General features: G+C 74.4%; 7 protein-coding genes. 4 read left to right on the forward strand and 3 right to left on the reverse strand.

Annotated features, from left to right (window positions below; genetic code table 11):
- Window positions 1–12 precede the first annotated feature (12 nt).
- Together ABD333_RS10770 and ABD333_RS10775 are read right to left on the reverse strand one after the other, a co-directional pair.
- Window positions 13–1,485: a serine/threonine-protein kinase gene (locus ABD333_RS10770; RefSeq protein WP_344540148.1), complete on the reverse strand. Its 1,473-nt coding sequence runs from the start codon at window positions 1,483–1,485 to the stop codon at window positions 13–15.
- A gap of 82 nt (window positions 1,486–1,567) precedes the next feature.
- Window positions 1,568–3,403, reverse strand: coding sequence for an N-6 DNA methylase (locus ABD333_RS10775; RefSeq protein ID WP_344540149.1), 1,836 nt, complete (start codon window positions 3,401–3,403; stop codon window positions 1,568–1,570).
- Between the two features lie 199 nt (window positions 3,404–3,602).
- Between ABD333_RS10775 and ABD333_RS10780 the strand changes: the two genes are divergently transcribed.
- The 4 genes from ABD333_RS10780 to ABD333_RS10795 all read left to right on the forward strand — a co-directional run bounded on the left by ABD333_RS10780 (window position 3,603) and on the right by ABD333_RS10795 (window position 9,561).
- Window positions 3,603–4,160, forward strand: a complete 558-nt coding sequence (locus tag ABD333_RS10780; RefSeq protein WP_344540151.1) for a DUF4352 domain-containing protein — start codon at window positions 3,603–3,605, stop codon at window positions 4,158–4,160.
- Window positions 4,161–4,352: 192 nt separating this feature from the next.
- Complete coding sequence (locus ABD333_RS10785) at window positions 4,353–6,917, forward strand: LuxR C-terminal-related transcriptional regulator (protein ID WP_344540153.1); 2,565 nt, start codon at window positions 4,353–4,355, stop codon at window positions 6,915–6,917.
- Window positions 6,918–7,033: 116 nt separating this feature from the next.
- A complete protein-coding gene (locus ABD333_RS10790) occupies window positions 7,034–8,530 on the forward strand; it encodes an AMP-binding protein (RefSeq protein ID WP_344540155.1) in 1,497 nt (498 codons plus the stop codon).
- 65 nt (window positions 8,531–8,595) lie between these two features.
- The gene (locus tag ABD333_RS10795; protein ID WP_344540157.1) at window positions 8,596–9,561 is read left to right on the forward strand and encodes an AMP-binding protein; all 966 of its coding nucleotides are present in this window, start codon (window positions 8,596–8,598) and stop codon (window positions 9,559–9,561) included.
- A 40-nt stretch (window positions 9,562–9,601) separates the two neighbouring features.
- Here ABD333_RS10795 and ABD333_RS10800 read toward each other — a convergent pair whose 3' ends face one another.
- The gene (locus tag ABD333_RS10800; RefSeq protein WP_344540159.1) at window positions 9,602–11,941 is read right to left on the reverse strand and encodes a SpoIIE family protein phosphatase; all 2,340 of its coding nucleotides are present in this window, start codon (window positions 11,939–11,941) and stop codon (window positions 9,602–9,604) included.
- Between the last annotated feature and the right edge of the window lie 94 nt (window positions 11,942–12,035).

Here is a 12,035-nt window from a genome sequence, read left to right on the forward strand (position 1 = left end):
TTGGCCGTTGTGTCACCAGGGCGGCGCGGGCGCGGTCGGTCGCGGCGGGGCGTCCACCGGGGCCGGGGGAGCGACGGGCGGCAGGCCCGCCGGACCTCCGGGGCCGGGGCGCCAGACGGGCGGGGAGGCGGCGCGGCGCGCGGCCTCCCGGGCGCGTGCCTGGAGGCGGAAGGGAATGGTGGCCAGGGCGTGCACCGGCGCCGCGCAGACGAGGACGAGCAGCGACCCGACGAACCACGCCGACTCCTGGCCCCTGATCTCCATCATCGTGATCATGAACACCAGCAGGACGAGGTACACAGCGCTGCTGATGAGCCAGAGCCGATGCCGGTGCCGTATCCCGATGTAGAGGAACGAGGTCCACGACGTGAAGCCCAGAAAGAACGTCGGCAGGACCCAGAGGCTGTGCAGCACCATCCAGCCGATCGAATGGTTCCCCACCACGGCCACCGGAGCCTCGCCGCCCGGCACGCCGTGCCGTGCCGCGCCCGCCTGGTTCAACGTCGGTTTCATGTGCTGCGAGGGCGCCGGCGCGGTGGCCTCGGACGCCTTCGGCGGGGCCGGTATGGCGAGGCGGACGAGGGCCTGGGCATAGAGGTGCTGGCCGCTGAGGGTGGCGGGGGAGAGGACGATGCCGCCGATCGGCGCGGCGGGCCCGACGTACCCGAGCAGCCGTTCGTACACCTCCCGGGCGTCGCCGGGACGCTCGCGCGGCTCCTTGGCGAGCAGTTGCCGGACCAGCCACTCCAGCTGCGACGGAACGTCGGGCCGGTCGATGGGGCGCGGCGTCTCCTGCAGGTGCTTGTAGCTGAGAGCGTGCGGGGACGTGGCCTCGAAGACGGGCCGGCCCGTGAGCATCTCGTACATCACGCAGCCGACGGCGTACAGGTCGCTGTGCGGCGTGACCCGTTCGCCGCGCAGCTGCTCGGGCGCCATGTAGGCGGGCGTGCCGACGGTGTCGCCGGTCTTGGTGAGCCTCGGCACGCCCGCCGCGTCGAGCACGGTCGCCACGCCGAAGTCGAGGACCTTCGCCGACCCGTCGCCGGTGAGCATGAGGTTCTGCGGCTTGAGGTCGCGGTGCACGAGCCCGCGGCCGTGGGCCAGCGTCAGCACCGCGCATACCTGCGCCATGATCGCCGCGACCCAGGGCACCGGCAGCGGGCCCTCCTCGGCGATCAGGTCGCCGATCGTGTGCCCCTCGATGAGCTCCATCACCAGGTAGAGGCCGCCGCCGTAGGCGCCCGCGTCGTACACCGCCGGCACCCCGGGGTGCTGGAGCCGGGCGGTGAACGCGGCCTCCCGGGCGAAGCGCTGGACGAGCTCCTCCGGGTCCGTCCGGGCCGTGATGAGCTCGTTGGTGAGCAGCTTGACCGCGACCCTGCGGTCACCCAGCTGCCGGTCGGTGCCCTCCCAGACCTGACCCATGCCGCCGCGTCCGAGCGGCGTGCTCAGGTCGTAGCGACCCGCCAGTAGCCCCGGTGCCATCGTGTCCCCTCTGCAGCAACCGCCCCCGAAGTGGCACACATTGTGGCGTATCGACGGGGATGCCGGGGCGGATGGACGATCTTCAGCGGTCTTCTGGCAGAAGGTGGCCTTGCGCGACGCCGTCCGCCAGCAGCTGGGCCATCTCGCTGCCGAGCGCGACGCTGCCCCGCAACGCCTGCTCCAGCTCCTCGACGCGGCGGAACACCACGCCCAGGCGGCGCTGCTCCTCAAGCGGCGGGCGCGGCACCTGGGCGCGCCTCGGGTCGACGCGGCTGCCGGTCGTCGCGCCGGAGGACGACCGCACGTTGGCGGTACTGCGCAGGATGCCCGCGAGGTAGTGCGGGTCGAGCGCCGCGGGATCCACCCGTACGAGCCACAGGTGCGGGCCGAGCAGGGCGCCGTCCTGGTCCACGACCCGGGCGGCGAAGTGGCGGGCCGCCGCCGTCACCACCACGTCGCCGCTCCGGGTGGTGATCCAGGGTTCGCCGGTGCCGGCGGTGTCGGCGGCCACGACGCGGCCGGACGGGCGCCGCCCCTCGATGACGTCCTCGGTGGTGAGGAGCGGACGGCCGGACCCGGCGAGATCGGGTTCGCGGCCCGTCGGCCCCTGGTGGAGGGACAGCGCGCCGATCCGGGCGAGCTCGGCGAGCGACGTCACCGGCAGCTCGCGCGGCTCCGGCCGCGGCTCGACGCCGGGGATCAGCTCGCCGAGCCCGCGGACGAGCGCCGCCAGCCGGTCGCGGGTCTGCACGTAGCGCTCGGCGGTCTGCGCCCCGCCTCCGGCCGCCAGGTGCCTGCCCGGGGTGAGGTCGACCTCGTCGTCCAGCAGATCGATGACGGGCACGACCCGGCCGAGACCGGGCTCGTCGAGGTCGGGCTCGTCGTGGAAGCCGCGCCAGAGCCGGGTGACGCCGTCCGCGTCCGCGCCCTCGACCATCAGGACCCCGTTCGGGGACGTTCCGGTGCCGGGACGGCGCAGCAGCCACAGATGGTAGGAGTCGGAGAGCGCGACGACGGCGCGCAACGCGCCGCGGCGCAGGAGCTGGGCGCGGATACGGCGGCCGGACCGGCGGCCCGCGGCGGCGGGCGGCATCAGGATCACGGCGAGGCCGCCCGGGGCCAGGTGGGCGAGGGCGTGCTGCACCCACGCCAGCTCCGGCTCCATCCGCGGAGGCAGCCCGTACTCCCAGCGCGGGTCGGCCGTGAGCTCCTCGTGGCCCCAGTGCCGATGGTGGAACGGAGGGTCGCACAGGACCGCGTCGACCGTGGTGCCGCCGAACGCGTCGAACCGCAGCGAGTCGCCGGGCCGAATCTCGACGCCCGGCGCTCCGGCGAACGCCAGCCGGGTGCGGGCGATGTGCGCGAGCCCAGGATCCTGCTCTTGGCCGAGCAGCCACTTCGTCGACCGCGTCTCGCGGAGCAGGGTGCCCGTCCCGCACGCGGGGTCGAGCACCGCGCCGGTGCCCGGGTCGAGGAGCCCGGCCATCAGCGCGGCGATCTCGGGGGGCGTCGTCTCGCCGCGCCGCGCGTGCACCTCAAGGTGGCGGCCGACGAGGAATTCGAACGCCGCCTCGGCGCCCCACGCCCCGGCCAGCTCCCGCAGCCCCTCGACCGCCATCGGCCGCGCTCCCCGCAGCTGGTCGCCCGCCTCGCCGATGACGACGCCGAGCTGGGTCTCGTCGGCCGCCATCCCGCGCAGCCGCTGCCAGACGTCCTCTTCGAGCGGGACCTCGTTCAGCTTGCCCTGCGTACGGAGCCAGGCCGTGATCTCGGAGAGGGAGAAGGTGGGGCTGGCCACCGTCCCGCCCACCGGACGCGGGAAGTCCGGATGCCGGCGCCGCCAGTTGCTCACCGCTGCCCGGCCCACCCCGGCCAGCCGTGCGATGTCGGCCGCGGTCACCGTGGCGTCCTCGGGCACGTCCGGTCCTCCTCTCGCTCGGCAACCAGCACGTTAACACGACGCGATCCGACACACAGTGCATGCCTGTGAACCGTAGTCACGTTGAACAAATATGCTTCACAGATTGATGTTGTGAACTCGATTCACTCATGTTCTAATCGTTCCGTTCGAAACGCCGGACCCCGCACCCTTCCCACGACCGACCCCTGGAGGTCCCATGTCCGCTCGCCGTCTCGTCGCCGGCCTGGCTCTCGCCTCGATCGCGCTCACCGGCACCGCCTGCGAAGGCTCGTCGGGATCGACGTCCAAGCCGTCGAAGGGCTCCAAGAGCAAGACCAGCGCCAAGGGCAAGACCGGCAAGGCGGGCAAGCAGACCGCCAAGATCGGGCAGGAGGCCAGGGACGGCAAGTTCGCCTTCACGGTGACCAAGGTCAAGCCCGGCGTCCGCAAGGTCGGGTCGGGCATCCTGGCCGAGAAGCCGCAGGGCGAGTTCGTCCTCGTCGCGGTCACCGTCAAGAACATCGGCGACGAGGCCCAGATGTTCATCGACTCCGAGCAGAAGGGCGTCGACTCCGGCGGCAAGGAGTACACCCCCTCCACCGAGGCCGGTGTCGTCCTCAACGACAAGACCCAGGCATTCCTCTCCGACATCAACCCCGGCAACTCGGTGAAGGGCCTGCTCGCCTTCGACGTCCCCAAGGGGACCAGGCTCACCTCTCTTGAGCTCCACGACTCCGCCTTCTCCGGCGGCGTCACGGTGTCCCTGGCCCCGTGACGGCGCGCCACCGCCGGGCGGCGCGCCGCCCGGCGGACGGGACCCGGCCCAGGCGACCTGACGAGAAGGTCAGGTAAAGCCAGGGAAGATAGTCAACACCCCCAAACCTGGGACGACGCGGGGGAGCTGATGTCAAACTCGCAGTGACCACACGGGATGCACGGGCCTCCGACCATCGAGATTTGTGGGCGCATGACATCGCTGAACTCACCTGCCGCGAAGACGAACCTGCCCGTCGAACCCGACGACTTCATCGGCCGTGAACGGGACGCGGACGACCTGCGGCGGCTGCTGGAGACGATGCGGGCCGTGACGCTGTGCGGGCCGGGCGGCATCGGCAAGACGCGGCTGGCGGTGCACGTGGCCCACTCGCTCCTCGACGCCTACGCCGACGGCATCTGGCTCGTGGAGCTGGCCGACGTCTCGCTGGACGGGCCGCCCGGGCAGGTGCCGCGCAAGGTCGCGGCCGTCCTCGGCGTGGCCGAGGAGGACAACAGGCCGGTGGCCGCCACGCTGGCCGACGCGTTGCGGCCGTCCGAGGCGCTGCTGGTGCTCGACAACTGCGAGCACCTGGTGGACGACTGCGCGGAGCTGACGCGCCTGCTGCTGGAGCGCTGCCCGCGGCTGCGGGTGCTGGTCACGAGCCGCGAGCCGCTGCGGATGGCGGGGGAGAACGTCTGGCGCGTACCGCCGCTGGAGCCCGGCGAGGCGGCGCGGCTGTTCCTGGCGCGGGCCGGCGCGGTGCGTCCCGGGTTCCCGGGCGGGGACGGCAGGGCGGTCGCCGAGATCACCCGGGCGCTGGACGGCGTGCCGCTGGCGCTGGAGCTCGCCGCCGCGCGGATCCGCGTCCTGTCGGTGGAACAGATCGCCAGCCGCCTGGCCGACCGGTTCCGGCTGCTCAGCACGGGCGACCGGACCGCGCCGGCGCGCCAGCGCACGCTGCGCGCCGCGATCGACTGGAGCCACGAGCTGCTGAACGAGCCCGAACGGGTGCTGCTGCGGCGGCTCTCGGTCTTCTCCGGGTGGACCCTGGGGCAGGCTGAGCAGGTCTGCGCGGACGACGCCCTCGGCGGCACGGCCGGGGCGGGGCTGCCGGCCGGGGCGGGGCTACCGGCCGGGCCGGGGCTGCCGGAGGGACCGGAACTGCCGGAAGGAGAGATCCTCGACCTGCTGACCGCGCTGGTGGACAAGTCGCTGGTCGTGGTCGCCGGGGAGACGGCGGGCGAGGTCCGGTTCCGGCTGCTGGACAGCATCCGGCAGTACGCGGCCGAACGGCTCGCCGCGGCCGGCGAGGTGACGATGATGCGCGCCCGGCACCGCGACGCGGTGCTGGAGGCCGCCGAGCGGCACGGCGAGATCGCCATCGCGGAGCGGTCGGCCGGCTGGTACGACCGGGTGGCGCTGTTCCTCCGGTACGACGCGGAGGTCGGCAACGTGCGGACGGCCCTCGGCTGGTCGCTGGAGCGGGACGAGATCGAGGAGGGCCTCCGGATCTGCACGGCGCTGCGCACGTACTGGATCGTGCGGGGACGCATCGCGGAGTGGGCGGAGTGGACCGACCGTTTCCTGGCGCGGGGCACGGGCCTGCCGTCGTCCGTGCGCGGGCCGGGGCTGGCCGGCCGCGCGCAGCTGGCCGCGGGAAGCCGCGACTTCGCCCAGGCGGGCGAGTTCGCGCGGCAGGCGCTCGACCACTGCCGCAAGGCGGGTGACGACTTCATGGTGGCCGCCGCGCTGATCGCGGTCGCCGAGGCCAACACCAGGGCCGGGCTCTTCGCCGAGGCGGCCGAACGCCTGGACGAGGTCGACGCGATCGCCGCCCGGCCCGGGCAGGAGTGGAACCGGGCATACGCGCTGACCGTCCGCGGCTACCTCCAGACCCACCGCGGCCGGCTGCGGGAGGCGCGGGAGCTGCTGGAGGCCGGGCTGCAGATCATGCGCGACATCGGCCAGCTGTGGGGCGCGAGCCACGCGCTGATCGGGCTCGGCCGGCTCGCCGAGCAGCGCGGCGACCTGGCGGCCGCCCGCGAGCGGTACGGGGAGGCGCTGCCGATCCTCCGGGAGATCCAGGCGCGGCCCGAGCTGGCGCGGGGGCTCGCCGGAGTGGGCCGGGTCGCCCTCGAACAGGGCGAGCTGAGCCTCGCCCGCGAATCGCTCGCCGCGAGCGTCGGCCTGAGCCGCTCCACCGGCATCCGGCTCGACGTCGCGCGCACGCTGGAGGCGTTCGCCGCACTCGTCGCGGCCGAGGGCGACGACCACGGGGCCGTGCGGCTCGGCGGCGCGTCGGCCGCGCTGCGCGAGGCGGCGGGCGGCCCGGCGGGCACCGGCTCCCGGCTCGAACGCACGCTGGAACCCATCCGCAAGCGGCTCGGAGACACCCTGGTCGCGCAGCTGTGGGGAGAGGGCTGTGTGACCTCGCCGGACGAGGCGGTCGCCCTGGCGCTGCGCGCGCCCGGCATCAGCGCGGTGCCCGCGCCCCGCGTCCCGGCCGCGGCCGAATCGGTGCCGCCCGCCCCGGCCGGCCGGCCGCTCGCGGCGCCGGTGACGCCGCCGAGCACGCTCACCGTCCGCGAACGCGAGATCGCCCGGCTCGTCGCGCGAGGGCTCAGCAACCGCGGCATCGCCGACGAGCTCATCATCAGCCCGGCCACCGTCGCGCGGCACGTCACCAACATCCTGACCAAGCTCGGCTTCGCGTCCCGCGCGCAGGTCGCCGCCTGGGCGGTCGAGCACATCCCCGAAGACGAACCGCCCACGTAGCCGCCCGCTCAGGGGCGTGTGTACGCATCGGCGTCCCTGGGAGCGTGCAACGAATACGACCCCGGATGCACAGTCCGGCTCATGTGCCGGCGGCGGCCCGCCCGTAGCGTCGAATCATGATCTCAATAGGCCCGGAACCGGCGGATTCGCTCCCCCGGGCGACGGTGACCGAGGCGGTCTTCGGCGGCGGCGGCTCCGCGCCGGAACGCGCCGCCAAGCCGGCGCTCGTGGCCGCGACCTCGGGGCGCACCCTCTCCTACGACGAACTCGCGGCGGCGGTCGCGTCCATCGCCACCGGCCTGGTCCGTACGGGACTGGGACCCGGCACCGTGATCGCGCTGCACCTGCCCGACAGCCCGGAGTTCGCCGTGGCCCTGCACGCGGCGTTCGCGGCCGGGGCCGTGCCGTTCCCGGTCCGGGCCACCGTGACCGCGACCGAACTGGCGCGGCTGCTGGCCGAGGCCGGTGCCCGGGCCCTGGTCACCTGGCCCGTCATGCTGGACATCGCGCGGCGGGCCGCCAAGTCCGCCGACGTCGACCGCGTGCTGTGCTTCGGCGATGAGCCCGACGCCGAACCGTTCAGCGGCCTGACGACCGGCGCCGCGAAGCCGCCGGAGACGGCCGTGAAGCCCGCGGACCTCGCCCTCCTGGCCGGCACGCGCGGCTCCGCGGGACGCGTCCGCTGCGTCCCGCTCACCCACGCCGACGTGAGCGGCGGCCTGTTCCGGGTCGCCGAGGCCGGGATGATCGGCGGTTCCGACGTGGTGCTGTCGGCGCTGCCGCTCGCCGACGTGCTCGGGCTGAACGGCGTCCTCAATCCTGCGCTGCGCCTCGGCGCCACGGTCGTCACCCTGTCCGGCGCGGGCCGGGACAACCTGCTGCGCGCCGTCCAGGACCAGCGGGTGACGATGGCGCTGGTCACCCCCGAGACCGTGGAGATGCTCGCGCTCGACCGGGTCGTGCCGCGCTACCACCTGCGGTCGCTGCGCGCCGTCGTCGCCGTCGGCGGGCCCCTGCGGGCCGAGGTGGCACGGGCGTGCGCGACCCGGCTCGGCTGCCCGGTCCGGCAGGCGTACGGGCTCGCCGAGGCCGCCGGGCTCACCCACCTCAACCTGCGGGCGGCGGAGGAGGGCACGCTCGACTCGGTCGGCCGCGGTCTCCTCGGCGTGCGGTGGAGCGTCACCGATTCCGCGACCGGCGCCGAGCAGCCCGCGTACCAGGCGGGCGAGCTATGTGTACGCGTGCTCGACCGGTGGGTGCGCAGCGGCGACTCGGCGTTCGCCGACGAGCACGGCCGCGTCTTCATCCTGGGGCGGCTCGGTGAACGCGGCCCCGAGCCGCCCGCCGAGCCCGAGGCGGTCCTGGCCGCGCATCCGGCGGTGCGGGAGGCCGTGGTCGCCCCCGCGCCCGACCCCGAGCTGGGCCTGGTCCCGCACGCGTTCGTCGTGCTGGACGAGCAGATCCCCGCCGAGGTCCTGCTCGACTACGTCAACGCGCACGTGCCGTCGTACCGGAGCGTCCCGGCCGTCACCGTCGTCGACCTGATCCCCCGCTCGCCCAGCGGCCGGGTGCTGCGCCGGGCGCTGCTGGAACGGGCGGGTCTCGGGTCGTGACCTACATACCCGCGTACACACATCTTCGGATGTGGCACCGGCCGCCCGCGTCGTACCGTCGGCCCATGGCCTACCCAGACCGGCATCCGCGAGACGACGCCGGGCGGCTCGCCGTCGCCGAGACCACGGTCACCGGCGCCGTGCTGGAGACCGCCCGGGAAATGGCCGTGCGGCGCGGCGAACGGGCCGCCCTGAGGGACCCGCACGAGACCCTGAGCTACTCCCGGTTCGCCGCCGTGGTGCCCGCCGCCGCGGCCGGACTGCGGCGCCAGGGCGTGCGGCCCGGCGACCTGGGCGCGGTTCACCTCGGCCGTGCCTGCGACGTCGCCGTCGCGGTGCACTCGATCACCGCCGCCGGCGCCGTGCCCGTGCTCCTGCCGCCCGGCGCGACGGCCGGTGAGCTGGCCGCGCTGATGTCCGAGAGCGGAGCCCGCTTCCTGCTGACGGGCGGGGCGCTGGCGCCGGTCTCGATGGCGGCCACGGAACGGTCGTACGTCCGCCAGGTCTTCACGTTCGGCGAGGTGGCCGGCGCGACGCCGTTCGCCCGGCTCGTGGCGGACGGCGGCGCGGGCGCGGAGCCCGCCGGCCTCGCGGCCCCGCCGGTCGACCCGCTGCGCGATCTCGCGCTGCGGCTCGGCGACCCGCGCGAGGACCTCACCCATGCCGACCGGCTCGCCGACCTCTACCGGCTGGCCGGTGCCGTGGGGATCACCGAGTGCGACGTGCTCGCCTGCCGCGCCGGCGACGTCCCGATGCCGACCTGGATCGGGCTGATCGACCTGTGCCTGGCGCACGGCGCGACATTCGTGGGCGCTGCGGACGTGCCGGAGGGCGCCGCGCTGCTCACGGCGGTCGAACGGAACGCGGCGACGATCGCGGTCGTGTCTCCCGCGGGACTGCGTGCCCTCGCCTACGACCACGACGCCGCGCCGCGCGCGGGCCTGCGGCTGCTGGTGACCGGGGCGGCCGACCCCGAGGTCGTGCGGGCCTGCCGCGACCGGCACGGCTGGACGGTCTCCCCGCTGGCCTGACGTGCACCCCGCCTGACGTGCACCCGCCGGCCCGGCGGGCTCATTCCACCCGCATGGCGAAGATCGCCATGTCGTCGTCGAGCGGATCGGTGCCGAACTCGCGTACGGCGGCCTGGACGCGCAGCGTCACCGCCCGCGCGGTCAGGCCGGTGCAGTCCGACAGCATGCGGGCCAGCCCGTCGTCATCGTCCAGTTGCGCGTCGCCGTGCCGCCGTTCGGTGATGCCGTCGGTCACGCACAGCATCACGTCGCCAGGGACCAGCTCGACCGAGTCGAGCCGGTAGGCCGGGCGGGTGACCGCGCCGACCAGCAGCTGCGACGTGCCGATCGCCGTGACCTCGCCGTCCGGCCGCAGCCGCAGCGGCAGGGGGTGGCCCGCCGAGGTGACCGAGACCCGCAGGTTGCCCGTGGACAGCCGTTCGAGCTCGCCGTGCACGACGGTCAGCAGACGGGACGCGTCGTCGTCGAGCATCGCCTCGTTCAGGCTGTCGAGCGCGCGGGCCGTGCTGCGGCCCTCGCGGCTGAGCGCGCGCAGCGTGTGCCGGACCAGCCCGGTCACCGCCGCGGCGGCCGCGCCGGTGCCGCAGACGTCGCCGAGCATGAAACGCCAGCGGTCGCGGCCCGCCGGGAACAGGTCGTAGAAGTCGCCGCCCGCCTTCGCGTCCGGTCCGGCGGGCAGGTAGACGATGCTGTAGTCGACGCCGGGGATCTGCGGCAGATGCGAGGGCAGAAGGCTGCGCTGCAACGTCTGGCTGACGGCCACCTGCTCGCCGTAGCGGCGCGCGTTCAGGAGGGCGAGCGCGACCCGGCCGCCGAGATCCTCGGCCAGCCGCACCAGCTCGGGCCGGAAGTCACCGTCGCCGGAACCGCCCAGCAGGAGGCAGCCGAACCGGCGTTCCCGGCACGCCAGCGGCAGTTCGAGCACGTCGGCGCCGGTGAGGCGGCGCTCGGACGGGGGCAGCGACGCGAACGTGCTCCACTGCCGTGCCTCCCGCACCTGGTGCGAGACCGGCGCCGGACGGCTCGCCAGCAGGTCGCGCAGCGGCCCGATGAGCTGCTCGTCGGCGTGCCAGACATGCGTGAGCACGCTCTTGCCGGCCGGGTCGTCGAGGTAGACCGCGCACCAGGAGGCGATCCTCGGCACGAACAGCTGCGCCGCCAGCGCGAGCACCAGCTTCTCGTCCAGCGTCCCGGCGAGCAGGTCGTTGGCCTCGGCGAGGAAGCCGAGCCAGCCGCGGTAGCCGTGCCGCGCGGTGGCCTGGCGCTCGCGCGACACCACCGGAGCGAGCGACTCCGCCGCGTACTCCAGCCGGCTGAGGTCGGCCGGGCCGAACCGGCCCGGCGCCTCGGCGGTCACCACCATCAGGCCGAGCCGTTTGCCGCCCGCCCGGAGCGGCGCCGTGGCCAGCGACCGGAACCTGCTGCCCGGCGGCGGCGATACCACCGCCGCGTCCTCGTGCGCGACGAAGCCCAGCCGGGCGGCCTCTCCCGGGCGCAACATCGGGGAATCGGCCGCCTGGTCCGCGGCCCGGTCCGCTCCCTGGCCGTTGATCTGCCCGTTGGCCTGCCTGTTGGACGAGTCCTCGTCGCCGACCGCCGAGGCCCGCACCTTGAGGGTCTCGTCGTCGGACCCCACCAGCACGTACGCGGCGTCGGCGCCGGTGGACGCGCGTGCCCACTGCACGAGGTGGTCGAAGAGCTGCTCGGCGGGCAGTCCGTCGGCCGCGTAGCCCTGCGGCACCGCGGACACGGGCACCGCGGACACGGGCACCGCGGACACGGGCACCGCGGACACCGGCGCCGCGATGCCGGGCGAGACCTCCACGCCGCCCGACGAGAACTCCCCCGATGGGGTGACAGATGGCGGAACCGCCGACGTCGTCACGAAAGGTGCGGCTGTGCGCGATGGCGGCACCGGGTCGGCGGGCTTGTCCTGGCGCGCGCGGGCGGGAGCCGGGGGCGGCGGTGACTCGGCGGGCTCCCGCGCCGGACCGGCCAGCTCGAACCAGACCGTCTTGCTGTTCTTGGTGTAGGTGACGCCCCACGCCTCCGCGAGCGAATGCGTCAGGACCAGGCCGCGATGCGCGTCCAGGTGGCCCGAGGGGTGGTCCGGTGGGTCCACGCGGCGCATCGGCAGCAGATCGCGCACCTCGACCCGGACGCTGCCCTCGGGCGCGTCGAGACCGCAGGTGACCTCGATGTCGGTGCCCGCGTGCACGACGGCATTGGTCACCAGCTCGCTGGCGATGAGCACCGCGTCCTCGACGCGGTCGAACGGGAGATCCCATGCGTGAAGCGTCTCCCGGACCTGCTCGCGGGCAGCCGGGACCGTCGTGCTTTCGGGCACGTACGTGGCGCTGGACCTCCGCGGAACCGACACGATGACCCCCCTGCGGGAAACATGTGATTCGCGAGGTGAACCTCAAGCCATAGTGACAGAATGAACGGGCTCAGATACGCCGAGTTGGCAAGGT

The sequence above is a fragment of the Actinomadura fulvescens genome (assembly GCF_039533225.1).
GTDB classification, from domain to species: Bacteria; Actinomycetota; Actinomycetes; order Streptosporangiales; family Streptosporangiaceae; genus Spirillospora; species Spirillospora fulvescens.